At 46.0% G+C, this 24,073-nt stretch carries 20 protein-coding genes and 1 pseudogene; 12 read left to right on the top strand and 9 right to left on the bottom strand.

Annotation, left to right across the window (positions count from 1 at the left end; all coding sequences use genetic code 11):
- The first annotated feature begins 52 nt into the window (after window positions 1-52).
- The gene (locus tag ACOCLE_RS05085) at window positions 53-814 is read left to right on the top strand and encodes an SDR family NAD(P)-dependent oxidoreductase (RefSeq protein ID WP_419535781.1); all 762 of its coding nucleotides are present in this window, start codon (window positions 53-55) and stop codon (window positions 812-814) included.
- A 187-nt stretch (window positions 815-1,001) separates the two neighbouring features.
- Here ACOCLE_RS05085 and ACOCLE_RS05080 read toward each other — a convergent pair whose 3' ends face one another.
- A complete protein-coding gene (locus ACOCLE_RS05080; RefSeq protein ID WP_419535780.1) occupies window positions 1,002-1,619 on the bottom strand; it encodes a hypothetical protein in 618 nt (205 codons plus the stop codon).
- A gap of 112 nt (window positions 1,620-1,731) precedes the next feature.
- Here ACOCLE_RS05080 and ACOCLE_RS05075 point away from each other — a divergent pair, with 112 nt between their 5' ends.
- The 3 genes from ACOCLE_RS05075 to ACOCLE_RS05065 all read left to right on the top strand — a co-directional run bounded on the left by ACOCLE_RS05075 (window position 1,732) and on the right by ACOCLE_RS05065 (window position 3,359).
- Window positions 1,732-2,217 carry an acyl-CoA thioesterase gene (locus ACOCLE_RS05075; RefSeq protein WP_419535779.1) on the top strand — a complete coding sequence of 162 codons (486 nt, stop codon included), beginning with the start codon at window positions 1,732-1,734 and terminating at the stop codon, window positions 2,215-2,217.
- 59 nt (window positions 2,218-2,276) lie between these two features.
- On the top strand, window positions 2,277-2,633 hold the full coding sequence (locus ACOCLE_RS05070) for a hypothetical protein (protein ID WP_419535778.1): 357 nt from the start codon (window positions 2,277-2,279) through the stop codon (window positions 2,631-2,633).
- Between the two features lie 219 nt (window positions 2,634-2,852).
- Window positions 2,853-3,359, top strand: a complete 507-nt coding sequence (locus ACOCLE_RS05065) for an AAA family ATPase (protein ID WP_419535777.1) — start codon at window positions 2,853-2,855, stop codon at window positions 3,357-3,359.
- Window positions 3,360-3,380: 21 nt separating this feature from the next.
- Here the strand turns inward: ACOCLE_RS05065 and ACOCLE_RS05060 are convergent, their stop codons facing one another.
- Genes ACOCLE_RS05060 through ACOCLE_RS05050 form a run of 3 tightly spaced genes read right to left on the bottom strand, consistent with a single transcriptional unit; the run spans window position 3,381 to window position 7,182 of the window.
- Window positions 3,381-4,850: an NCS1 family nucleobase:cation symporter-1 gene (locus ACOCLE_RS05060; RefSeq protein WP_419535776.1), complete on the bottom strand. Its 1,470-nt coding sequence runs from the start codon at window positions 4,848-4,850 to the stop codon at window positions 3,381-3,383.
- A gap of 8 nt (window positions 4,851-4,858) precedes the next feature.
- Window positions 4,859-6,301, bottom strand: coding sequence for a dihydropyrimidinase (hydA, locus tag ACOCLE_RS05055; protein WP_419535775.1), 1,443 nt, complete (start codon window positions 6,299-6,301; stop codon window positions 4,859-4,861).
- A gap of 44 nt (window positions 6,302-6,345) precedes the next feature.
- On the bottom strand, window positions 6,346-7,182 hold the full coding sequence (locus ACOCLE_RS05050; protein ID WP_419537152.1) for a nitrilase-related carbon-nitrogen hydrolase: 837 nt from the start codon (window positions 7,180-7,182) through the stop codon (window positions 6,346-6,348).
- Window positions 7,183-7,591: 409 nt separating this feature from the next.
- On the opposite strand from ACOCLE_RS05050, the gene ACOCLE_RS05045 reads away from it, so the two are divergent.
- On the top strand, window positions 7,592-8,107 hold the full coding sequence (locus ACOCLE_RS05045) for a hypothetical protein (protein WP_419535774.1): 516 nt from the start codon (window positions 7,592-7,594) through the stop codon (window positions 8,105-8,107).
- A 437-nt stretch (window positions 8,108-8,544) separates the two neighbouring features.
- Window positions 8,545-9,569 (top strand): annotated as a pseudogene (locus ACOCLE_RS05040) (IS481 family transposase).
- Window positions 9,570-9,666: 97 nt separating this feature from the next.
- Here the strand turns inward: ACOCLE_RS05040 and ACOCLE_RS05035 are convergent.
- Complete coding sequence (locus ACOCLE_RS05035; RefSeq protein WP_419535773.1) at window positions 9,667-10,353, bottom strand: pirin family protein; 687 nt, start codon at window positions 10,351-10,353, stop codon at window positions 9,667-9,669.
- A gap of 114 nt (window positions 10,354-10,467) precedes the next feature.
- Between ACOCLE_RS05035 and ACOCLE_RS05030 the strand changes: the two genes are divergently transcribed.
- Together ACOCLE_RS05030 and ACOCLE_RS05025 are read left to right on the top strand one after the other, a co-directional pair.
- Window positions 10,468-11,364: a LysR family transcriptional regulator gene (locus ACOCLE_RS05030; RefSeq protein WP_419535772.1), complete on the top strand. Its 897-nt coding sequence runs from the start codon at window positions 10,468-10,470 to the stop codon at window positions 11,362-11,364.
- A 113-nt stretch (window positions 11,365-11,477) separates the two neighbouring features.
- Window positions 11,478-11,969 carry an AAA family ATPase gene (locus tag ACOCLE_RS05025; RefSeq protein ID WP_419535771.1) on the top strand — a complete coding sequence of 164 codons (492 nt, stop codon included), beginning with the start codon at window positions 11,478-11,480 and terminating at the stop codon, window positions 11,967-11,969.
- 533 nt (window positions 11,970-12,502) lie between these two features.
- On the opposite strand, the gene ACOCLE_RS05020 is transcribed toward ACOCLE_RS05025, so the two are convergent.
- Window positions 12,503-13,783, bottom strand: coding sequence for an ISKra4 family transposase (locus ACOCLE_RS05020; RefSeq protein ID WP_419532972.1), 1,281 nt, complete (start codon window positions 13,781-13,783; stop codon window positions 12,503-12,505).
- Between the two features lie 199 nt (window positions 13,784-13,982).
- Here ACOCLE_RS05020 and tnpC point away from each other — a divergent pair, with 199 nt between their 5' ends.
- The 4 genes from tnpC to ACOCLE_RS05000 all read left to right on the top strand — a co-directional run bounded on the left by tnpC (window position 13,983) and on the right by ACOCLE_RS05000 (window position 18,530).
- Window positions 13,983-15,488, top strand: a complete 1,506-nt coding sequence (gene tnpC / locus ACOCLE_RS05015; protein WP_419532963.1) for an IS66 family transposase — start codon at window positions 13,983-13,985, stop codon at window positions 15,486-15,488.
- A gap of 499 nt (window positions 15,489-15,987) precedes the next feature.
- Complete coding sequence (gene rluB / locus ACOCLE_RS05010; RefSeq protein ID WP_419535770.1) at window positions 15,988-16,869, top strand: 23S rRNA pseudouridine(2605) synthase RluB; 882 nt, start codon at window positions 15,988-15,990, stop codon at window positions 16,867-16,869.
- A 122-nt stretch (window positions 16,870-16,991) separates the two neighbouring features.
- On the top strand, window positions 16,992-17,285 hold the full coding sequence (locus ACOCLE_RS05005) for a YebG family protein (protein ID WP_419535769.1): 294 nt from the start codon (window positions 16,992-16,994) through the stop codon (window positions 17,283-17,285).
- Window positions 17,286-17,498: 213 nt separating this feature from the next.
- Entirely contained in the window at window positions 17,499-18,530 is a 1,032-nt protein-coding gene (locus ACOCLE_RS05000) for a hypothetical protein (RefSeq protein ID WP_419535768.1), read from the top strand.
- A gap of 381 nt (window positions 18,531-18,911) precedes the next feature.
- Here ACOCLE_RS05000 and ACOCLE_RS04995 read toward each other — a convergent pair whose 3' ends face one another.
- From ACOCLE_RS04995 to ACOCLE_RS04985, 3 genes are all read right to left on the bottom strand, one after another.
- Window positions 18,912-20,615, bottom strand: a complete 1,704-nt coding sequence (locus ACOCLE_RS04995; protein WP_419535767.1) for a hypothetical protein — start codon at window positions 20,613-20,615, stop codon at window positions 18,912-18,914.
- Between the two features lie 423 nt (window positions 20,616-21,038).
- Complete coding sequence (locus ACOCLE_RS04990) at window positions 21,039-22,319, bottom strand: ISKra4 family transposase (RefSeq protein WP_419532972.1); 1,281 nt, start codon at window positions 22,317-22,319, stop codon at window positions 21,039-21,041.
- Window positions 22,320-22,515: 196 nt separating this feature from the next.
- Window positions 22,516-23,883: an amidohydrolase family protein gene (locus ACOCLE_RS04985; protein ID WP_419535766.1), complete on the bottom strand. Its 1,368-nt coding sequence runs from the start codon at window positions 23,881-23,883 to the stop codon at window positions 22,516-22,518.
- Window positions 23,884-24,073 lie beyond the last annotated feature (190 nt).

Below are 24,073 nucleotides of genomic sequence, written 5' to 3'. Positions count from 1 at the left end.
TGCAGCTCCCGACTATTTCTTTATTTGCTAACGTTACTATCAATAGCTCACCATGCCATTAACCCAAAAAACAATAATAATCATTGGCGCCTCTTCCGGTATTGGCCGACAGGTGGCCCTGCAACTCAGCAAGCAAGATAATAATCTTGTAATACTGGCTCGTCGGGAAGACCTTCTGTCTTCCTTATCAGAAGACATTATCAATAATGGCAGTCGGTGCTTACCCATTGCCGCTGACGCGCTCTGTTCTCAACAGATGGAAGACGCCGTTGAATTGGCTATTAATACATTTGGCATCATTGATGCGGCACTCATCAATGTCGGTGATGGCCCCGCTTTTAATATGGCATCAACGACGGCTAATGAGGTTCTCCATAACATGGCGATCAACTACAACACGCTGGTTTACAGCCTGTTGCCGTTGATAGCAGCCATGAAAAAACAGAACTATGGCCTGATTGCCCATACCAACTCATTAGCTGGGTTTCTAGGGCTTCCCCGTCAGGGACCCTACTCAGCAGCAAAAGCAGCAGGTCGTATGTTGATGGATACCTGCCGAATCGAACTGGCCCAGTGGAATATTAAATTTCTGTCCCTCTACCCGGGGTTCGTTGCCACAGAACGAGTTTCTGATGATGGCATTCCTGCGCCTTTTGAAATATCGGAATACTCTGCCGCCAGACATATCATCCATGCCATGGAAAAGGAGAAACAGGACTATCTTTTTCCATTCTCCCTGAGATGGCTGATTCGCCTGGCAAGGATATTACCCAAACCAATGGTCGCAGCTATTTCCAAAAAAATGATGTTTTGAGTTTTTGTGACTTATACATCTACAGCTTTATCACAAACCTTCTACGCAGCCACCAAAATAATGACTGCCCCCCCCAGTCTATCAGACATATAACCTAAACTAAGCATCTTACAGCTATTTGCGACTTTTTGTTCATTTAATATCAATGGCATGTAGCAGCTTAAGCAGTAAGAGGTATTGGAAAGGCCTAGTGATTAAGCCCTAGTTTGTTGAGTAATTCCGAATGTTTTTCAAACCATGATTTAATTTTATCATTTGCCACTCGACTCAACGCCTCAACCTCTTTCTCACACCTTATCTTATCTTCTTCTTTTCTGGATTGGGCAGGCAATGATTCCAATTCCTTCAGACTTTCCAAAAGAGCTGCCAATCGTTCTTCCAGCAGGAAGGAGTCCTCTGCCGTACTTTCAGCAGAACCTGCTGTTAGCGCAAGTTCCTCTATACCTTCTTCAATACTACTTGCTCCACTGCCTACTGAACCTGTACTGGAGCCACAAACAGATAAGTCTGAAACTTCATCATCAGATCCCTCATCATTTGAATCAGCTGGATGGCGCAAAGCTGAAAACTCGCCAGCTTCACCCTGAGCCCCCTCAGGGTGCATAAAAGTAGTAACTGGCGTATGAATATTGGGAGAACGGTCGCCAACAGGCTGGTAATTAGCCTGATCTCCCGGGGTACTATTTTGAAATGTTCCACCTGCATGACCAGCATTATCTGCCAAGGGAGGATCACTTTGCCCTATGCCGTTCAGTTGTATACCGTTAACAGAAGAGGCTCCACCATTTATCACTGGATTGCTCATACTCAAGCCTTTTGACGATACATATTCGCTTCCCATAGACAGCATGCTTTCTAAATAGGTTCACAACTCATTAGAATGTTATTTTGATAACTCAGTTTGGAAAAAAACTGCAATGAAAAAAAACAAAAGAGAAGTAACACTCCGCTTTCTTGCTGAACCCAGTGACGTTAATTTTGGCGGGAAAGTGCATGGTGGCGCGGTCATGAAGTGGATTGATCTGGCAGCATATGCCTGTGCCGCTGGCTGGAGTGGCAAATACTGTATTACTGCTTATGCAGGCGGCATTCGATTTGTACACCCGATTCATGTCGGTCATCTGGTTGAAGTTACGGGAAAGGTGATTTATACCGGTTCCTCATCCATGCACATAGCCATTGATGTTCAGGCCAGTGACCCCAAAGACCTCGATAATATCTTAACAACACACTGCATCGTGATTATGGTCGCTGTTGATGAAAATGGAAAACCAACCAAAGTTAAGGAATGGGTACCCAAGACAGAAGAAGACATCAATCTTCGGGAGTCTGCAATCCGACTGATGAACATGCGCCAGCAGATCAGTGAAGAGATGGAAGCACATGTAAAACTAATGAAGTGAGATTTGCTCTCTGAATACAAGCAAATGAGCTATGTCCAGCAATGAATTGGAGATCTGTGATGCAAGGAATGCTGCTTCTAACACTGCTGATATTCACCGTCAATGTGCAGGGTGCCCAAGAATGGTTCTCAATAGAGAGGCATGGTGGCTGTGTCCCCCTGGACTATATGGCCAGACTAGTGAAAGAATTTCATGAGGTTCGAACACCAGACGATCTGGCGGAAAACTATCGTCAATCTGGCCACGAGGTACTTGTTCAGGACTACCGCGATATACTGATTAGTGAAGCGAGCGATGGTACCAATGATACTCAGGAACTACCACCACCAGGTACCCGGTTAATATTTAGCATTGACGGAGATATCCGCTGGATGCTTTTTGAAAAAAAGCAATGCGAGCAGATTCTGCAGTTTTGAAGCACTCCGGATATTTGTTGGCACCCTCTCAAATCGGATATGCACGAACTAAACACCTTCTCGTATCGCCCATTGAGAATACGATGAGGAAGCCAGCGTTTTCTAGAGTGAGAATATCACTGGTGACAAAACTATTATCATAGCCTGAACATGACAAACTAAAGCCTGACATCAGGCCTTCTGATTACTACCACTTTTAATTTTCTCAATGGAGGCCATTTGAACATTCCTATACTGTATATTTTTTCAGGGCTGCCTGCTTCAGGAAAATCAACGTTAGCTCAGCTACTCTCAAAACACCTCAGCGCAATGTACATTCGCATTGATACGGTTGAGCAGGGACTTAGGGATCTTTGCAGCCTCGAGTTTGAGGGTGAGGGCTATCGTCTGAGCTATCGAATAGTTCAGGACAACCTGAAACTAGGAGTCAGTGTTGTTTCAGACTCCTGTAATCCGATTAAGTTAACACGGGATGAATGGCAGGGAATTGCAACCCGCACAGGCGCTCATTTTCTCAATATCGAAATTCACTGTTCTGACACAGTTGAGCACCAACAACGCGCCAAGAGCCGCAGATGTTCAGTCAATAACCTGAAGTTACCTGACTGGAAAGCCATACAAAACCGACAATATGAACTCTGGGATCGAGAACTAATCCGGGTTGATACTGCCAACAAATCCATTGAGCAGTCTTTTGCAGAGCTGCTTGAAAAACTGGGCCTATAAAACAGGCTGGTTGCTATTTACTCAAGAGGGCACTCCGACAAGCTGCCTGATATTAAATAACCCGTATAAAGCCCCGCCAATCAGGGATCCACAGAACCAGCCATAATGGTAAAACCACGCCAGTGATCCGGTCATCATGGCGAATACACTTAAACTGCCGGGAATCAGAAAAGCGGCCATACCTGTCATATTCACTTTTGGATAAACCCCATCCAACAAATAAAGATCCTTTACGCTAAGTTCCTGTCGTCTTACAAAGAAATAGTCCACCACCATAATGCCAGCAATAGGCCCAAGCAAGCTGGAATAAGTCAGCAGCCAGCCACTGTACATCGCTTCAATTGAAATATCCGAATCCAGCAACCCAACTTTTTTTAGCAGTTCAAACCCCATCAGCAACAGGCCAATCAGACCGGTCAGAATAACGCCACGAGTGTGATTAATATGCCTGGGTGACAGGTTTTGAAAGTCATTGGTAGGAGAAACGATATTAGCAGCGGTATTGGTGGACAATGTTGCGATAATAATCAAAACCATCGCCACTGCCTTCCAGGTGGCGTTATCAACCATTCCAATAAGGTGTACAGGATCAGAGATCGTATGGCCAAACAGTGAAGGGGTAGCTGCAGTCATTACCACCCCCAGGGCCGCAAAAAAAAACATGGTCAGGGGTAAACCTAATATCTGACCTTTAATCTGGTCCCTCTGTGAACGAGCATAACGACTGAAATCCGGAATATTCAACGACAGGGTTGCCCAGAACCCAACCATCGCCGTAAGACCGCCGAAAAAATTGCTCCACAATGACGCATTCACTGGACGATTTGCCGGCTCATTCACCAGGGCAACAATATCCACCCTCGGTACAACCCAGGTCATTAAGCCTACTGACACCAGAAGTAATAGCGGAGCAGAAAACGCTTCCATTTTTTTTATTGAGTCAGCTCCACGGATCACTACGACCAGGTTCAGTATCATAAAAATAAAAAAGCCAATAGCTTCGCCCGTTTCGCCCAGGCTGGCCCAATCACTGGAAAATGAAGAAAACAGCAAGTGCACAGCAATCCCACCAAACAGGGTCTGTACCCCAAACCAGCCACAGGCAACCACTGCCCGGATCATGCAGGGCAGATTCGAGCCTATAGTGCCGAAGCTTGAACGGAGGACGACTGGAAATGGGATTCCATATTTGGTGCCAGGGAATGCGTTCAGGCAGAGCGGAATCAGAACGACAGTATTCGCCAGCAGAATAGTGATCAACGCTTCAATAACGGACAGGCCAAAATATGCCGTCAGAACCCCACCAAGGGTATAGGTGGGCACACATATCGCCATACCAACCCACAGTGCGGCAATATCGCCCGACGTCCAGTTCCTTTCTTTTATCCGGGTAGGGGCAATATTACTATTAAACAACCGACTTCCCTTTAGACGATCATCCATATCCAGTTCATGCAAACCACCATCAACGACTTTTGAATGATCAGACATCTTAGACATTAATCCCGTTTTATGGATTCTGGTTGAGACAGCCGGTTGCGTCGGGTCAGCGTTTCATAGACAGGAGGGTATGGCGGTCTTCGGATAAAACGCCCTCGCCCTCTGGGCGTATGAAGCTCGCCTTCATTCCAGACCAGCTCGCCCTGACTGATGGTTTTTATGGGTAACCCGCGTACCTGCATGCCCTCATAAATATTGAAGTCGACATTCTGATGGTGTGTACTGGCGGATATGGTTTTTGTGGCTTCCGGGTCCCAGATGACAATATCGGCATCTGCGCCCTTAGAAATTGAGCCTTTACGGGGATAAATATTAAAAATCTGTGCAGCATGGGTCGATGTCACGGCAACAAAGTCATTTACGGATAGCTGGCCACTGTTCACTCCCCTGTCCCAGATTACCGCCATTCTGTCTTCCACACCGGCAGTGCCATTAGGAATCTTGGTGAAGTCGTCTCTCCCCATGGCTTTCTGCCCAGCACAGAAGCTGCAGTGATCCGTCGCGGTAGTCTGCAGAGTGCCACTTTTCAGCGCATCCCAGAGCACCTTCTGATGTTCCTTTGGCCTGAAAGGAGGGCTCATCACATGCGCTGCTGCAAATGACCAGTCGTTATGCTGATACACCGAATCATCAATCAGCAGGTGACCAGCCAGTACTTCTCCAAAGACCTCCTGCCCATGACCCCGGGCATAAGCAATAGCATCTACCGCATCCTGCGTGGAGACATGAACAATATAGATAGGAGAGCCGAGTGTGCCAGCAATATGAATAGCCCGGTTTGCGGCTTCACCTTCCACCAGCGGAGGACGTGACAGAGGATGCGCTTCCGGGCCGGTAATGCCTTTTGCCAGCAGTTCCTGTTGCAGATAAAAAACCAGTTCACCATTTTCTGCATGAACAGTAGGAATAGCGCCCAGTTCACGACAGCGGTTAAAACTGCCGACCAGGATATCATCAGTGGCCATAATCGAGTTTTTATAGGCCATGAAATGTTTGAAGCTATTGACTCCCTCGTTGTTTACCAGGGTGCCCATATCCTCATGAACGCTTTTGTCCCACCAGGTGATGGCCACATGAAAAGCGTAATCCGCAGCCGCTTTTTCCGCCCATTCCCGCCAGATTGAAAACGCCTCCATCAACTCCTGCTGAGGTGCAGGAATGACAAAATCGATAATCATGGTGGTACCACCCGCCAGGGCTGCACGAGTCCCCGTATAGAAGTCATCACTCACTACAGTCCCCATAAATGGCAACTGCATATGGGTGTGGGGATCAATACCTCCGGGCATCACCAGACAACCATGAGCATCAACGGTTTCCGTTTGTACAGGAACATCCAGATTCAGCCCAATGCACTGAATAGCACCGTTTGCGCAATAGACGTCAGCCATTTCACTTCGATCATGATGCACTACCTTGCCGCCCTTGATCAGCAGCCCCATCACATGCCTCCAACAGAATAACTAAGGTTATGTCCGCCCGACATCTATTCGCACTGTGTAAGCCTGCCGTATTGTTCAGGGCGACGGTCACGGAAGAACTGCCAGCTGTCCCTTGCCTCTGGAATCAATGACAAATCCAAGTCATGTACCAGTAACTCATCAAGGTCTTCACTGGCACGGGCGGCAATCTGCCCCCAGGGATTCACGAAATAAGAAGACCCATAGAATGTTCCTATATTCCACGGTACTTCAATTCCTACCCGATTGACGGCTGCAATCCACACGCCATTTGCCGCAGCACTGGCGGGTTGTTCCAGCTCCCAGAGATATTGAGAAAGACCTGCCACAGTGGCAGAAGGGTTAAAGATGATTTCAGCACCGTTCAGGGCCAATGCCCGCCAGCCTTCGGGAAAGTGTCGGTCATAACAGATATAAACGCCGACTTTGGCATACCGGGTCTGGAACACCGGCCAGTTCGATGCCCCCGGCTTGAAGAAAAACTTCTCCCAGAAGCCAGCAACCTGGGGAATATGAGTCTTACGGTATTTGCCCAGAAAACTGCCATCCGCATCAATAACGACAGCGGTATTGTAATAAACCCCTGCCATCGTCTGCTCATAGACTGGAGCAATGATGACCATTCGGTACTTTTCCGCCAGCTCCTGCATCTTTCGGGTAGTAAACCCACAGGGAACGCGTTCTGCAGCCTTATACCAGCGCCTGTCCTGACTTGGACAGAAATAGGGAAGCGTAAATATTTCCTGGAAACAGAGAACCTGAACCCCCTTCTCTGCAGCCTGCCGTATCAGGGGAAGATGAGCCTCCAGCATTTTGTCCCTGATCTGTTCAACAGGCTCATCGACATCTGCTTTCAGGCTCATCTGAATAAGCCCGGTACGAACTTCCGTTCCTGCCAACTCCCGGCCACGGTGCAAATCATGATTCACCGATACACCACCTGAAAGTTATGTTGTCTAGGCAAAGACAGGCTTGTAAAAAGCAAACACACACAACACGAACAAGCCTCTGTGAGAGTGCAGTACCAGCCATGTCAACCATAATACGGTGTACAACTAATAACCGCACAATAAGTAATAGATCATCTGCAATGACATGCAAGAAACACTTCAGAATAAAGCTGCTGGAAGAAGAGTCGGAACGAAAATGGAGTGCGGAGGAATAAGTAATCGCACTTAATGCGTACCAAGACTCAAAGAAATACAATTTCTCAACTCTATTCCAAAAAAATGACACTAAAAACCAGGCACAATAATTTAAGCAAGAGTATCTATGAAAAACTGTGTTGAAGTATTTGTTGAGTATTTTAAAGTTGAGCTGCCCAGGCTGGAGCAAAACTACCAATGGAAGATACCTGAGATTGAAGGGTTCCATCTGAGCGGACAGAAGGGTTACCTACCAAATATTGAGTTAAAAAAATACTTTCATCAAAAGTGGTCTAGATCAGACTTTACCGAAAGACTGAACCTCGCTAAACAAGTTGTATCTGACTGGGGTGGTGTTCGAGGTAACCATCAGAGCACATTAAGGTCTTATGTTCTGGAGCTGCAGAAAACCATACCTGACACACCGTTAAAAGGGGTTGCCAGCTATTCAAAAATATTTTCGATCACTGATATGAATAAGTATGCCATCTACGATGCCAGAGTTGCTGCCTGCTTGAACGCAGTACAATGGAATTCTGGCCTAAAAGATGGACAGGCCTTCAATTATATCAGCGGTAGAAACAACATAACCGGTCACTCTGGAAAAAATCTGGTTTTACTTATCAGAAAAAATTTCAAATAGAAGGTCTGGTTAATTTAGGCTGGAAACGCGTTAAAAGAGATGAAACCTATGGCATTTACTTGGAAGTATTAAAAAAGTCCCTGCAATCACTGCCCGGATATCGTTTATGTGACCTGGAAATGGTGCTCTTTGCGAACGCTGAGAAAGAATGCTTGGCGGCAATGGATAGTTAATATATTAATTTTGCAAATGAATTTCTTACCGATGTAGCATCAATCTAAAAAGACATGCGTCTTAAGTCTTGAGGATAAGAAGAGCTTCTTCGAGAATGGCCAGCATGTCTTTAGAACAACCAACCTGAGTATAGTCGTCATCAAAGGTTTTCAGCTGGAGTAGTTCAGACTTAATCTGACATTTTCTTCTCATCAAAAGAAAAGGGTTACCGATTTAGAAAGAAGGTGAGTTCACTGAAATCTAAATCATTAAAGGTGACCCTTATGATTCACACCAACCAGAAAATCATCAAGCACAAGGTCGGGCTACTGAACCTTGCAGATGAGCTCGGAAACATCTCTAAAGCCTGTAAAACCATGGGTGTCTCCAGAGATACATTTTATCGTTACCGGGATGCTGTTGATGAAGGTGGGGTCGAAGCACTTCTTGATCAAAGCCGAAGAGTTCCAAACCTCAAAAACCGAGTAGACCCCGCTGTTGAAATGAGTATGCGGTAGAAGATCCTGCCCATGGGCAGGCCCGTGTTTCCAATGAACTTCGCAAGCAAGGTATCTTCGTCTCTCCCAGCGGTGTGAGAAGCATCTGGCTAAGAAATGATCTGGGAAGCTTCAAACTGCGCCTCAAAGCCCTTGAAGAGAAAGTGGCTCGAGAAGGAATCATTCTCACCGAGTCCCAGGTCAGGGCACTTGAGCGCAAGAAGCTGGATGATGAGGCCAGTGGTGAGATTGACACAGCGCACCCTGGCTACCTTGGTTCACAGGACACTTTCTATGTTGGAACCTTTAAAGGTGTTGGCCGCGTTTATCAGCAGACTTATGTTGATACTTACTCCAAGGTAGCGCAGGCCAAACTCTATAAGACAAAGACCCCAATTACGGCTGCAGACCTGCTCAATGACCGCGTGTTGCCATTCTATGAAGCTCAAGAGCTACCTGTGCTCAGAATACTGACAGACAGAGGTACAGAGTATTGTGGTCGTGCTGATCAACACGATTATCAACTTTACCTGGCGGTGAACGACATTGAACATACGAAGACGAAAACCCGGCATCCACAAACGAATGGAATCTGTGAACGCTTCCATAAAACGATTCTGCAGGAGTTTTATCAACCTGCATTGAGAAAGACGCTGTATACGAGTATTGAGATGATTCAGTCAGATCTGGACGAATGGTTAATTCACTACAATACTGAGCGTACCCATCAAGGTAAGCAGTGCAACGGGAGAACGCCGATAGAAACACTGATTGATGGGAAAGAGATCTGGAAGGAAAAGTTCATAGCCTGAATTTAACCTGACAGACACCTTCTTGAAAATCGGTAACTGTCAGGTCAGGTCTGAACTTCTACATTTCAGCTCTACCCCATCCTCAATTTGAAAAGGTTTAAGCATCGCTAACAACGATCAAACTAACGCCTTTTACCGTTTCCATTTTCAGGTGATCACCTCGAATAAGATCTCCATCCTTTACTGCAACCGTTTCATCCCTCTCACTGATAAGACCTTCACCGGCAAAAACATACACCAATGCTTCCTTTGGGAGTTCAGTGGTATCACCGGCATTCAGGTGCACAATATCAATCGTGGTGTGGCTGTCGAAGGTGTCACTCTCACCTTGACGACCACCATAAATACGTGTGGTTTTGCCGGATTCAGGGCTGTAGCATTTATAACCCGCAGGCTGCCCTGGTTGCTCCGGCAGAACCCAGAGCTGCAGCATACGGTTGCGGGTGTCATCAGGGTTAACTTCGTTATGACTGAACCCTTCACCACCCGCACGCTGAACCTGCACATCCCCCTCTTCGAGGCTTTTGCCATGCTCCAGAGAACCTTCATGGGCAACCCTCCCTTCTACCATCACTGAGATCACATCAATCTCACTGTGGGGATGCATTCGGGTTTCACCTTTTGGATTGAACCGCGCATCTGCCAGGTAAACAAAGTTGCCAATGCCTTCGGAAGTGTCAGATGGTTTACGGCTACCAAATAACCGAGAGTCGGTGACAATTTGATGCTCACGCAAACCGGCAAACCCACCCAACTTCAAACTATCTCTGTTCAACTGAAACATGCACCATCTCCTGTTTTTGATTGTTATGGTTACAGCATAGGCCTGCACAATTGTTTGATAAATACATAAAAGTGGATAACATTGTTACTATATCAACAACAATAAGCTCTTCGCATGGCATCCATCGATATTAACGATATGCTGGTATTCCTCGCCGTTGTAGAAGCAGGCAGCTTTACCCTCGCCGCTGATCGCACCGGCATCCCTAAGGCCAATATCAGTCGCAAAATAGCACGATTGGAAGCGCAGCTTGAAGTACGCCTGCTGGAGCGCACTACCCGAACTCAGCACCTGACTGAAGCTGGAAAACGGTACCTGATACACTGCAGTCGAATTCAGGAGGAGATTAGTCTTGCTGAGGCCGCCGTTTCAGAAGTCGTAAACAGTTTTCAGGGCCGTCTTCGCATCGGTACCTCGGTATCCATCGGTCAACAGATCCTGCAGCCAGAGTTGGCCAGGTTTCTTCATCAATACCCTGAGCTGGAATTTCAACTGAATCTGGTCAACCGCCGGGTAGACCTGATTGAAGAAGGCTTTGATCTGCTGATTCGGGTCGGGAAACTGGACGACTCCCGGCTGATTGCCAGACGCCTTGGTACGGCCCAGCGGAAGCTCTTTGCCAGCCCAGCTTATTTCAATAGCCACCCTGTGCCCAGAACCCTAGAAGAGCTTTGCTCATGCGATATGCTGGTTATGGACAGTATCCATGGTGATCATTCTGTAGAACTGATTAATGGTAGAAAGCGAAAACAACTCCTTCTAAAACCACGGCTTCTGGCTGATGACTTTGCCATCATTAAACAGGGTGTACTGGATGGCCTGGGTATCGCCATATTCCCGGCCTATATGTGTACCCGGGAAATCGCCGAGGGTCTGTTAATCCCCGTGTTGCCCGATTGGGGCATGGAGCCAGTAGACATCTTTGCGCTTTATCCTCAGCACCGGGTCAAAATCCCCAAGGTTAAGGCATTTCTGGATTTTGTGGTTGAGCTGTTTAATAAGCGACTGTAAGACTCAATATGCCGTAGCCACCGTTCAAACTTGATAAGGTTTATACCTACCATCATGGTTATAAAACCAATAGCCACACTGGGTGGAGTCTGGTCAATTAACAGGAGCTTCTATTGAAAAAAGTCGTCATTTTTGGCAACTCTGGTTCAGGAAAGTCCACTCTGGCCAAAGTGCTGTGTCAATCAGAGGGGCTGAAACACCTCGATCTGGATTGCCTTGCCTGGCAGGCCGTGTCACCACCTGAAAGAAAGCCGATATCAGAGTCCCGGCGGGATATTGAAGCGTTTATCAGCCAGAACTCCAACTGGGTTATAGAAGGCTGCTATTCGGACCTGCTGGAACTCGCCATTCCCTTTTCAAGCGAAATCATCTTTCTGGACCTGCCTGTAGACGTCTGTATTACTAATGCCAGGAATCGCCCCTGGGAGCCTCATAAGTACGAATCCAAAGAAGCTCAGGATGTAAACCTGAATATGCTGATTGACTGGATCACTCAGTATCCTCAACGCAGCGATACCTTTTCCAGATCTTCACATCAGACATTATTTGATGGCTATCGTGGTATGAAAAAAATATATACAGAGAATATCAGGCAGGAAGAGTAAGAAACGTAAAAAATATTTCAGCTGCAGCATAAAGCACTGCAGCTTATTCAATACTCAATCTTCATTCACAAAATTGAAAAGTCAATTCAATCAACTTGATGACAACAATCAGCAAACGTCTCTATATTCACAGCTCAGTGAATACACTTAAACTCAAAACGCGCTCGTTATTGATAGGTGAGCTCACTAACTGTTCATAAAACGTTCTCATCTACACGTTAACGTATAAATATTTAACATTTACATTTTATCGTTAATTTATGTCTAGTTTCTATTTCTCTTTACGCACTGATGCTGCGAAAAACATTCCAGTTCTTTATCGCAGTATGGTTCTCTAATATTGGGCTTAGTTCCTGCGACTCATACTGCCCAATATCCCTTCCACACTCGCTGGAGCACTTGGCAACCAGTGCCGGGCGTGACTTGCCCGCATGAATCATCACAAACTCCTGGTGACGTGTCATCTTCCCGCAGCAGCTGCAAGGGCGCTCAATCGTTGATTCAAAGGGTGCTCTCTCAATTTGATAACTGACTCATAGGTTAGCTTCAACCTTTCCAGTCATGAACTCAGACCAAAGTTGTTCCCAGCGCCCCTTACTCTGGATCAGTGCTCTTGTTGTCAAAAGCACTTCCGCTCCTGTTGCTTTCCACCTCATTCCAGAACCACATAATCGTTGCTTTACCAGAGTCTTACAAGCCGCTTCAGTAACTCCTGAACCTATTGGCCAATGGCGTTTAAGCGCCTGATGATAATTCATTAACTGGTGATTGTTTGTAAAATAGCTCACAGCTTTGTAGCGCTTCTCTGTCAGTGCGATTGTCTTTTTCGGGAGCTCGGCTGATTCAATTTCCTGAAGGATTTTTTTGGCTGCTCCACGCTTGTTTTTCAAACTATGTAGCCTGTCTTCAAGCCACTGGTGTCGCTTCGCCTTACTGGTTGGAAACAGTGCTTCCGCTGCTCCAGCTAAATATTCAGATGCATGATAAAAATCGAGTATCTGCCCAGAGGTATGTTGTTTCAAATAACTCCAGTTTTCTCTAGCCCCGTCAGCTACCCCGATGTATGTGGCATTTGGGTAGAGTCGTTTTAGATCTGCAATCTCCTCGTCGAGCTTGCTCATAAAGCTTTGTTTACCATACTCTGGCGAACTGGCTGTATATATCGTGTGGAGCCTGTCTCCATCTGCAGAATATAGGCTCAATGTCCCACACATGGCTTCCCTCCAGCCTTCTTCACAAAGCAGCATGCAGGTTCCATCCAGACCAATGGCTATTGTTTCAACAGGCTCTTTTAGTGGAGGAAGGTGGTAGTGAGTGTCTTGCTGGTCTTCAATTAATGCACCTACTCTGTCCGATAAATGCTTGATATAAGAATTTGAAAGCGTCCTTTGATGGTTGGTCTCAAAATCTTCTTTTACCGCAGGCGCTGGCATCTGGCTGTATTTCCAGGCGATAGACTTGGCAAATTTGGGGGTAGCTGAACCAATAATACCGGCACGAAGATCAAGTGCTGCCAGAGTACTGCCACCTCTGACACCCTGATATACGGAGCGCTCCAAAGGTATACGACCGTATAAGGTTTCATAGTGCTTAAGAACCTTTCCTTTGTAGTTCCACTTCTGCTGATTAACGACGATAGGTTCTTTATTGGGTGATTCAAATAGCCCCAATAACTCTTTTGTTCCAAGCTGCCCGGCTTCATTGAGTGCACGCTGTAAACTATCTTCAAGATTCAGCATGTTGCCTGAATCTATAGAAACTTCAATTTGCAAAACGATGCTTTTGGTAGAGCTGGAAATAACAGAAGCGGGCATGACAGTTAACTATTATGAGTGGTGTTCCCATAGTAGCTGTGAAAATAGAGCACTATTGTTTCAATCATTCAGAGAGAGCACCCGATTCAAACATGTTTTATTCCTGATTTGTAACTATTCAGCACCCTTCATATAAATCTGGAATTTTCTGATTTTTCGACCATCATCTTATACTCAATTTTTCTAACAAATCTCCAGTATGGAACCAGACTTCCCAGCTACTCCGTTTACCGAAGCTCTCCTTAAAGAGAATGAAGAGCTTCGGACCGAGAATGCGCTTTTACGGGAACGTTGCAGCGAACTGGAAGAAAGGGTTAATAAAAACAGTCAAAACAGTAGTAAGCCACCATCGTCAGATGGTTATCAAAAGCCCAGTAAAAAAGGGAGTGATAAAGGTGATACATCTTCCAAAGAAGCCCCCTGCTCCTCACAGGAAACACCGAACCCCAAAAGCCTTAGACCATCTTCAGGCAATAAACCAGGTGGCCAGAAAGGTCATCAAGGCTCTTGTTTGAGACGTGTCGCCTTACCCGATTATGTCAGGCATCTGAAGGTTGAAAAATGTTGCTGTTGCCAGTCTTCGCTTATCGATATTAAACCCACCAAATACATTGAGCGACAGGTTTTTGATCCAGGTAGACCCGGAGAATTTGAAGTTACCGCGTACTGGGCAGACGTTAAAGTATGTCCTTGTGGTAAACGGAACACCGCTGAGTTTCCCCAAGGAGTGAAAGCCGCTGCTCAATACGGAGAAGTGACTCAGGCAATGGCTGTTCATTTAAACCAGTATCACTTCATCCCATATCACCGGGTGTCTGAGTATTTCAATACTATTTATTGCATGAGTGTCAGCGCAGGCTCTGTTGCCAATTTTGTTGCCTATACCCATGAGAACCTGGCCTCTACTGAGCAGAGTATCCGCGATGCTTTACAAGAAAGTCCGGTTGCAGGAGCGGATGAAACTGGCATGCGGGTTGACGGTTCACTGTGGTGGTTACACATTATGCGAGATGACCAATGGACGCTTTACTACCTCTCAGAAAGGCGAGGTTGTGAAGCAATGGATGCAATGGGCATCCTGCTGACTTTTGCAGGCATTCTGGTTCACGATCATTGGAAGTCCTACTTTGCCTATGCGGCAGTGCATGTGCTTTGTAATGCCCATCATCTGAGAGAGCTTCAGGGAGTTGTCGATAGGGATGCGAATAAGCTGGCTCTGCGGCTGATGAAATTGCTTACGCTCTCCTGGCACTTCTGCAAGAAATACAAAGCAGCCGGTCTGACTCAAATGCCTGGTGCAATACAGCTTCGCATTGAGACGATATACGACCAAATCCTTCAAAGGGCTCTCACGAAGGAAACCGCTTATATGGAAAAACAACGACAGGTGCTTGGACGTAAGAAGGTCAGGAATACCAAGGCCTACAACCTGTTCAAAAGGCTTATTGAGTTTAAGGTTGAAACGTTGCGCTTCATGTCGGACTTTTCAATTCCCTTCGATAACAATGGCAGTGAACGTGATGCCAGGATGGCCAAACTTAAGCAGAAGATCTCAGGCTGCTTCAGAAGCGAAGACGGAGGTACCATGTTTACCCGAATCCGAAGCTATTTATCATCTGCTAAAAAGCAGGGGTTGAACATATTTCAGGCGCTTCTTAAAGCGGTTCGAAATTACAACAATACGCCTTTGCTGGGTGCTGAATAGTTACCAATTATTTTTTAATACCCGATGATAAAGTTTACAGGGTCGGGTTTACGTACTAGGTCCAGCGTCAGGCTCAAACCATCATTGTTGACTTGCTAAAGACGGACATCTGGTTTTATGCAGTCAAACGCATAAAAAAAGCGACTGCAAACAGTATTTGAGGGAATTCATGACAAGGTTTTGTCGTTGGAAAGCATCTACTTCTAGATTTTGGAGGAATGCTACTCGGTATCGATTTATTGCCTACTGCTTTCTATTGCTTAATTCCCATCATTATGGGTAGTTTCACTACTCTTTGTTTAATCGATACTACTCCCTTTTTATGGGTAGAGATAGCCTTTTCACAGATTATTTCACACATCCTCACTATCCTGTAGCCATGCGGTTGAAATCAGACACCACATTTCACTGCGGCTCAACCGGATTGTCTGTACCCTGACCTGTCGTTATACTGCCCATCCTCTTATTGAACACTGGGCGGTCACACCGCCAATATCACATGACTACTGAAGAAACACTCCCTCCGCAGGGTGAAAAACTGCAAAAAATCCTGGCGGGTGCTGGCCTTGGCTCGCGCCGTGAGATGGAGCGCTGGATTTGTGAAGGCCGGGTTTTGGTCAATGGCGAAAAAGCAACCCTGGGCGATCGTGCCTCGCGTTTTGACACCGTCACCGTCGATGGCCGCCCCGTAAAGCTGGACGCCTATGCTGCCGGTATTCGCCGGGTTATTGCCTATAACAAGCCGGAAGGCGAAATCTGCACCCGTTCAGATAAAGAAGGTCGCCCCACAGTATTTGATAAACTGCCAAAGCTGAAAGGCGAGCGCTGGATCTCTATTGGTCGCCTCGACCTGAATACTTCTGGTTTATTGATGTTTACCAACGATGGCGAACTGGCGAGCCGATTGATGCACCCTTCCAATACGGTTGAGCGTGAATATGCAGTGCGGGTTATGGGTGACATCACCCCGCAAAAGGTGAAAAACCTGTTTGATGGCGTTGAACTGGAAGACGGTATGGCACGATTTACCGATATCGTTGACTCTGGCGGTACGGGTATCAACCACTGGTTCCACGTCTGTATCCTGGAAGGCCGTAACCGGGAAGTTCGTCGCCTCTGGGAATCTCAGGACCTGAAAGTCAGTCGTTTAAAGCGGGTTCGTTTTGGCAGCATGATCATTCCTGATCACCTGCGTCAGGGGCAGTTTCAGGAGCTGGAGAAACAGGATATCGATGCGCTTGCCGCACTGGTTGACCTGCCACCAGCACCTTCCTTCCACAAAAAACCGCAGGATCGGCTGAAAAAGAACGAAGTGCAGGCCAAAAAAGTGAAGGGCAGCGGCAGAGGCTTCAGCCCTCACCCGAAAAAGCGCTCCCGCTAGCCTGAGCCAACCTCCTGAGCAGCCGGACCACGCTAAACTGGTTCGGCTAAGTGGATGGATCTGCCTAGACAAAAACACTGTATTTATATACAGTTAACAGAACCTAATACAGGAGGAAGCCCATGTCTATTACCCCCATGTGGCGAGTTGACCGGGACGGAAGCATGTTTACTGACAAGAAAGCCGCAGAAGAACACGATCGTATGCTTGAACTGGCCGATGGCATCACCGGCATGCTGGAAGCCAATTTCAAGATCGATGAACAACTGGCGGAAGAGATCGGTCTGCTGATGTCACGCAACAAGGATATTCTTGCCAAAGCCTTTAAAGGAAAGCCGGAAGTCCTGCAGGAAATCAAGTTGGAGGGTGAAACTCCGGCTGACAATACCGTGGATATTCGCGAAGCAGTCGCTTGATTTGGCTTATAACCATGGTACCCGAAGGCATAAAAGGCACAGAGGCACGATGTTTTTTTAATTCAAATCTGTCCTATACCTTTGTGCCTTCATTCTCTATGCTTTCATATACTCTTATTACTCTTTGTGTTTTTCACCTTCTGAAGCCTATTTACCCCTACTTTGTTCGCCTATACTTCAATATAAAGTCACTGGGTATTCGAAACCAAGAAGATGATACATAATAATAAAAAAGAAAATGTTACTGACCTTTGCTATTTCCCTTACTTTTCTTCAAATTGTCGTTTCCACCGCCGCCTGATTACCTTGACCCTGTTGCTTGCAATCCTCACTGCTAACAGTGCGGTTGCCGATTTTTTTTACTGTGAACCCAGTTCAAATCCTCAATCACTTCATCCCTATGATGACATGATCACCATTGCAAACATTTCAGGAGGCAAGGTCATGACCCTGGATGAGTTCACAGAGAACATGAAACAATTGCCCAGAACAACGCCAAACATTGACAAAACCAGAATGGCTGATAGTCAATGGTATTTTTCAGGCCCCTTTCAACCACAGCGTACCGGGTCATCAGGCTTCCATTTTTCCATTGACTCGGCTGTTGAAGCCATAAGAATCAGTCAGAAACGAACCTCACCTGAAGGCTTAACCATCCACCCTCCCGAAGAAGTCGAAACCATGACCCAGGAGACACTGCAGGCACAATGCATTTTCCTGCAACAACCCGCTGTAGCGGGAGAGTGGGCGCTGAGTACACTTAACGACACCATTATTCACATCCAGTCACCTCTGGACATTGCCATTTTTGAAGAAGTAGTACCTCTTCCTGGTCGTCATGGCTGGGGATTTATATCTTCACGTTTCACAAAAGATGACTCCCTGAGACAAGCATCCTTTTATCAGCTTTCTATCTTTGATGGGTCTTCTTCGAGCGCTTATCGAGCCGTCAGTATTCATAGTGTATCGCTTTACAGTGAACACCAGCTACTCCAAAGAATCCCTGTCTCTCCCTGTTCAATGGAGCGATGGTCTATTTTTTCAGTACAGGGAGCCTTAGCACTCCCTATTGATCAAGATACCGGGTGCTATATGCCCTTTAGTGAGAACGAGCCACTTCTGGAAGAAGCATTCATTCACCTGAACAAAAAACACTTATCCCCCCTTCGCTACGTAGTTATTGAGGGATACCTCAAAAATGGAGAACCTTTTCACCGTATGGAATTACTGCATGAAAACCAGTGAGACTCCTTCTGACATATTGAGAAACCATTTTTGCCAGCTCTGTCAGAGCCGAGCGAATAGCACTAACCAGCTGTCGTTCATCAATACCCGCTACTTCGCCATATTCAACCCAAAGCTTGCCGTTTACAAACAGGTAATCCAGCTGTGCAGACTCCTATGAAGCCGAGCCACAACAACGATACTGATGGGAGCGCCTGCTTCCACCATCTCAATGGTGGAAGCGATACCACTAGAGGTTGGGCAGAACCTGCTGCTGACAATACCGTGGATATTCGTGTAGCAGTTGCCTGATTTGGCTTTTAACCACAAAGGCATTATGTTTTTTCACATTAACGTGTCCTTTGTGGTTATTAACTGGACTTTACAGCGGCTGAAACAACGTTAAGAAGAAAATTTACCTTTATTGTCTGAAGGTCTCTGTTCTGCTCCAGTATCGTACCCATAATGTGTGACTGGGGAATACCGCTTATTAGGCGAGTCTTCGCATATTATCAACCGCCCTCCACCATCATCATCGCTATCTACTTTTTCTGTGTTTTGAGCTGTTGCAAATTCTGTATCAACATTACGATCCATTTTATCTGTCAACGCATTTATCATAGCTTCTGTTTTTGAAGCAAGATCCTCTCTATGGATCATTGCCATGCTCTTCGGGAACAGGCCTGCCATTGAAGTGGATGTCGAAGCTATAGGGTGAAAAGGCTGCATTGCCGGAGAGCCTGACTGAAGTAGTTTAAATGATGATCGTTCTGACAAATCATCACTATGTTGCCTGATATAGGCTTTCTTCCGACAGTGTTGTTCAGCCCCGCCTCTTTGAGAAGAATCAGGCTTCGTACATTCATCAAAAGCATTGAACTGTCTGGAAGCCAAAGATGAGCTAGCGACAGCTTCATCATTGCTATCACCATATGAATAAGATTGAGAACGCTTGAAATCAAGCGTGCTTGGTTTGTCTAATATGTTTTTAAGCATCGAGCTGTATTCAGCGGGTACCTGCGGCTTTTGACAATAGGTACGTAACTCGTTGAACGTTGTTGAAGCTGTTAAGTCAGCAATGGAGGTGTGGGTTTCAGATGTTGCCCCTCGTTGTAACTGATTGCCAGTAGGAGCTTTATGGCCTGTCTCAGGGCTTACCTGCTTCATATTTACAATGTGAACCGGAGTTTCAGAGCATTTTACTAAGCCTCCTTTTCGCGACATATGGCCTGAAGCAATCAATTCTTCAACCTTCACCGGCTGGCCCTCAGCGGTCAACACTACGCATCCTTTTGGAATAGAAGGCCCCGCAGGATATAAAGAACCCTGCTTCTGCCCTATATTGTACCCACCTTTTGCAGGAGAAATATTTCCAGGTTCAAATGATTGAGGGGAAAGCACCGGCATTGTTTTTGGTATCGAACTACTCATCATACCTCCACGCCGAGACTTCTTTTGAGAAGGAGCTCCATCCTGTCTGCTATTTTTTCGTTTGCTTTTTGATGGCGTATTCTCAGTACTGCCTACATAAGATGAAGTGCTCTCATCTTGACTTGGCTCTGGTATATGAGCTGGAAAGCTTGAACAATTAAGAGGCTGTTTTCCAGAAAACCATTCCAACGATATGTGATCAGGAATGTTATAACGCTTGTTTAAATCTCTTGCCACACCAAGACGTAGGATATGCTGATGAGCCGTTAGATATCCACAAGCTTGGTCAAGTGCCATATATTGTTCAGTCGTTAATTGTTCAGAAGGCTTGTAATCCGTATTCACCTGCGCAAAAAAAGGAGGGTGCATCATCCCCGCCTGTGATGGAAACACCCCTGGTCTGTGAGCATTAAACTGACTGGGTAATGCGGAGGCGTGTTCTACAGCTCTGGGCATTGATTCAGAATCAAGAGGTAGGTGATGCGGCAAGCCATGAGGCATACGACTTTCTGTATTACTGACATGCTTCACAGTCATCGGCTGACTACCAACATGAAAAGTAGGCGGTGGGTGCCCATGAGATGAAGGATGCAATGGTAGATTACCACCAGACTGTGACCTAAAGACATTATAATTAGACATCATGCCTGAATGAGAGATCCCTGAATAATGCATATTCTCTATCTCCTGGTAACACTTTTAACAATCAGATCAAACAGAACAATGTGAATCAAAGCCATATGGGTCATATCACAATTTCATAAAACCTATTTTTTCTTTATAAAAACAAGGAATTAAAAAAATACACGAAGATCATGTGCAAGATTTCTATTCTAAAAGAAGAAACACTAATAAAAAAAGAAATTTAAAACCCACCATTTATACTTATACACCCCCCTTTTCAACAACTTTGTTTTCATACATAAGCTGCCAATTTTTTTACACTATAATCTAATTATTGAATTTCTGTTTTATTATTTGGTAGCGAATTTACTGATACAGCCCCATACAGCCTCAAAAAAATTTATAAAACTAATGCACCGACATCATCACTTGGTATCATCATCCAATGGGTGCTCTCTCAATTTGATAACTGACTCATAGGTTAGCTTCAACCTTTCCAGTCATGAACTCAGACCAAAGTTGTTCCCAGCGCCCCTTACTCTGGATCAGTGCTCTTGTTGTCAAAAGCACTTCCGCTCCTGTTGCTTTCCACCTCATTCCAGAACCACATAATCGTTGCTTTACCAGAGTCTTACAAGCCGCTTCAGTAACTCCTGAACCTATTGGCCAATGGCGTTTAAGCGCCTGATGATAATTCATTAACTGGTGATTGTTTGTAAAATAGCTCACAGCTTTGTAGCGCTTCTCTGTCAGTGCGATTGTCTTTTTCGGGAGCTCGGCTGATTCAATTTCCTGAAGGATTTTTTTGGCTGCTCCACGCTTGTTTTTCAAACTATGTAGCCTGTCTTCAAGCCACTGGTGTCGCTTCGCCTTACTGGTTGGAAACAGTGCTTCCGCTGCTCCAGCTAAATATTCAGATGCATGATAAAAATCGAGTATCTGCCCAGAGGTATGTTGTTTCAAATAACTCCAGTTTTCTCTAGCCCCGTCAGCTACCCCGATGTATGTGGCATTTGGGTAGAGTCGTTTTAGATCTGCAATCTCCTCGTCGAGCTTGCTCATAAAGCTTTGTTTACCATACTCTGGCGAACTGGCTGTATATATCGTGTGGAGCCTGTCTCCATCTGCAGAATATAGGCTCAATGTCCCACACATGGCTTCCCTCCAGCCTTCTTCACAAAGCAGCATGCAGGTTCCATCCAGACCAATGGCTATTGTTTCAACAGGCTCTTTTAGTGGAGGAAGGTGGTAGTGAGTGTCTTGCTGGTCTTCAATTAATGCACCTACTCTGTCCGATAAATGCTTGATATAAGAATTTGAAAGCGTCCTTTGATGGTTGGTCTCAAAATCTTCTTTTACCGCAGGCGCTGGCATCTGGCTGTATTTCCAGGCGATAGACTTGGCAAATTTGGGGGTAGCTGAACCAATAATACCGGCACGAAGATCAAGTGCTGCCAGAGTACTGCCACCTCTGACACCCTGATATACGGAGCGCTCCAAAGGTATACGACCGTATAAGGTTTCATAGTGCTTAAGAACCTTTCCTTTGTAGTTCCACTTCTGCTGATTAACGACGATAGGTTCTTTATTGGGTGATTCAAATAGCCCCAATAACTCTTTTGTTCCAAGCTGCCCGGCTTCATTGAGTGCACGCTGTAAACTATCTTCAAGATTCAGCATGTTGCCTGAATCTATAGAAACTTCAATTTGCAAAACGATGCTTTTGGTAGAGCTGGAAATAACAGAAGCGGGCATGACAGTTAACTATTATGAGTGGTGTTCCCATAGTAGCTGTGAAAATAGAGCACTATTGTTTCAATCATTCAGAGAGAGCACCCCATCCAATTTCAATAATTAAATCGTTTATATTCACTTGAGTACGTTGAAGGAAAAGCCACAGAGAAATAAGATTTTTATGATATTAAAAAACTTACTTCTCTGTGATAAAAAACTACTTCAGAACCAGCTTCGCCAATTCATTAAGAGCTTCGTGAATATCATTTACCAGCTGTCGTTCATCAACTCCAACAACCTCGCCAAACTCAACCCGTAATTTGCCGTTAACAAACAGATAATCCACCTGGGCAGGTTCACCACACATCAGCGGAGCCCATAGCGGTGAGTGAACAGAGACCATTCTCGGATTATCGATATTATATAAGGCAATATCTGCAGCCTTACCGACTGCGATCTCCCCGACACCATCAAGCCCCAGTATTTTTGCTCCTCCCAAGGAGCCCCATTGCAAAATCTGTTCAAGATGAGTGGCTTCTGCCCCATGCTGTGTGCGATGCAACAACCAGGAGAGATTCAGCTCCTGAAGCATGGAAGCCGATTCTGCGGAAGCTGAACCATCGACACCAATACTGACAGGAACACCCGCTTCTACCATTTCAATCACGGGAGCAATACCACTCCCCAATCGACAATTCGACGTCGGGCAGTGACCAATGCCTGTTCCGGTTTCAGCCAGCGTCTGAATAGCATGGGTATCCGTCTTCACCAGATGTGCAAACCAGACATCGGATCCCAGCCAATCACAGGACTCGGCATAATCAATGGCACTCATGCCATACCTTGCCAGCGCCTGTTCATCGTCGTAGGACACTTCCAGTAAGTGCGAGTGCATTTTCAGCTGATGACTTCTGGCGTAGTCAGCCATCACTCTCAGGTGATCCGGCTCACTGCCATGCACCAGACTGGTTGGCGCAACCACCAAACGTTTCATGGCTATAGGAGACGGATCATGATGACGGGTTCTTGTGCCTTCCAGAAGCGAAAGGTATTGATCCAGCGATTCAGACTCAACGGCAGATTTCTCCATCCCCCTATGAGAGCCATGCGTCGTTGTTCCACCACGACAGAGCACAAAACGAATACCCATCTCTTCCGCTGCCTGCCAAACTGCTGCTTCCACTTCAGGGCTGGTGTTTTTGTGATAAAGGTAGTGATGATCGGCACAGGTTGTAGTGCCGGAACGGAGCAGTTCATAAAATCCCAGACGGGCCGCCTGATACATCAGCTCTGGAGTAATCTTTGGCCAAAAGCGGTAAGGTACAGAAACCAGCCAGTCACCAAGCCTCTGGTTAAGCCCTTCCGGAACCCCCTTTAAGATAGACTGTGCAAGATGATGGTGAGTATTCACAAAGCCTGGATAGACGACACAGTTTGAGACATCAATCATCCGTTCCTGGTGGCCTGGCAACGGTAAAAGCCCTTGTCCCAGTTCAGTAATAAAGCCTTCTGAAATTCGAATGTCCGTTGACTCTGGTGAACCCGGCGCATAAACCGCCCTGGCATTTTTTATTAGAAAACTCATACACAGCTCCAAAATGTTCTGGTTTTATCACAGCAATCTTCAAGCCAGAGAGAGCGCACTTCATTGAACTTTCACCATATGCTGCTTATGACTTCAGGAAACAGTGACTGAAATAGAAACACCTCACATAGTAACTGCCAACTGTTGAAGCAGCTGGCACCCCTGCCGCACCATTCTGGCGCACAGGTAC

The organism is Endozoicomonas sp., assembly GCF_965196975.1.
GTDB lineage: Bacteria > Pseudomonadota > Gammaproteobacteria > Pseudomonadales > Endozoicomonadaceae > Endozoicomonas.
Note: the sequence above shows the minus strand (reverse complement) of the source record. Positions and strands in the feature narration are given on the sequence as shown.

Bases quoted from the DNA above. Each gene is read 5' to 3' on its own strand.
- ACOCLE_RS05085 (WP_419535781.1), top strand. From the start codon at position 53: ATGCCATTAACCCAAAAAACAATAATAATCATTGGCGCCTCTTCCGGT.
- ACOCLE_RS05080 (WP_419535780.1), bottom strand. From the start codon at position 1,619: ATGAGCAATCCAGTGATAAATGGTGGAGCCTCTTCTGTTAACGGTATA.
- ACOCLE_RS05075 (WP_419535779.1), top strand. From the start codon at position 1,732: ATGAAAAAAAACAAAAGAGAAGTAACACTCCGCTTTCTTGCTGAACCC.
- ACOCLE_RS05070 (WP_419535778.1), top strand. From the start codon at position 2,277: ATGCAAGGAATGCTGCTTCTAACACTGCTGATATTCACCGTCAATGTG.
- ACOCLE_RS05060 (WP_419535776.1), bottom strand. From the start codon at position 4,850: ATGTCTGATCATTCAAAAGTCGTTGATGGTGGTTTGCATGAACTGGAT.
- hydA (WP_419535775.1), bottom strand. From the start codon at position 6,301: ATGGGGCTGCTGATCAAGGGCGGCAAGGTAGTGCATCATGATCGAAGT.
- ACOCLE_RS05050 (WP_419537152.1), bottom strand. From the start codon at position 7,182: ATGAGCCTGAAAGCAGATGTCGATGAGCCTGTTGAACAGATCAGGGAC.
- ACOCLE_RS05045 (WP_419535774.1), top strand. From the start codon at position 7,592: ATGAAAAACTGTGTTGAAGTATTTGTTGAGTATTTTAAAGTTGAGCTG.
- ACOCLE_RS05035 (WP_419535773.1), bottom strand. From the start codon at position 10,353: ATGTTTCAGTTGAACAGAGATAGTTTGAAGTTGGGTGGGTTTGCCGGT.
- ACOCLE_RS05030 (WP_419535772.1), top strand. From the start codon at position 10,468: ATGGCATCCATCGATATTAACGATATGCTGGTATTCCTCGCCGTTGTA.
- ACOCLE_RS05020 (WP_419532972.1), bottom strand. From the start codon at position 13,783: ATGCCCGCTTCTGTTATTTCCAGCTCTACCAAAAGCATCGTTTTGCAA.
- tnpC (WP_419532963.1), top strand. From the start codon at position 13,983: ATGGAACCAGACTTCCCAGCTACTCCGTTTACCGAAGCTCTCCTTAAA.
- rluB (WP_419535770.1), top strand. From the start codon at position 15,988: ATGACTACTGAAGAAACACTCCCTCCGCAGGGTGAAAAACTGCAAAAA.
- ACOCLE_RS05005 (WP_419535769.1), top strand. From the start codon at position 16,992: ATGTCTATTACCCCCATGTGGCGAGTTGACCGGGACGGAAGCATGTTT.
- ACOCLE_RS05000 (WP_419535768.1), top strand. From the start codon at position 17,499: ATGATACATAATAATAAAAAAGAAAATGTTACTGACCTTTGCTATTTC.
- ACOCLE_RS04995 (WP_419535767.1), bottom strand. From the start codon at position 20,615: ATGCATTATTCAGGGATCTCTCATTCAGGCATGATGTCTAATTATAAT.
- ACOCLE_RS04990 (WP_419532972.1), bottom strand. From the start codon at position 22,319: ATGCCCGCTTCTGTTATTTCCAGCTCTACCAAAAGCATCGTTTTGCAA.
- ACOCLE_RS04985 (WP_419535766.1), bottom strand. From the start codon at position 23,883: ATGAGTTTTCTAATAAAAAATGCCAGGGCGGTTTATGCGCCGGGTTCA.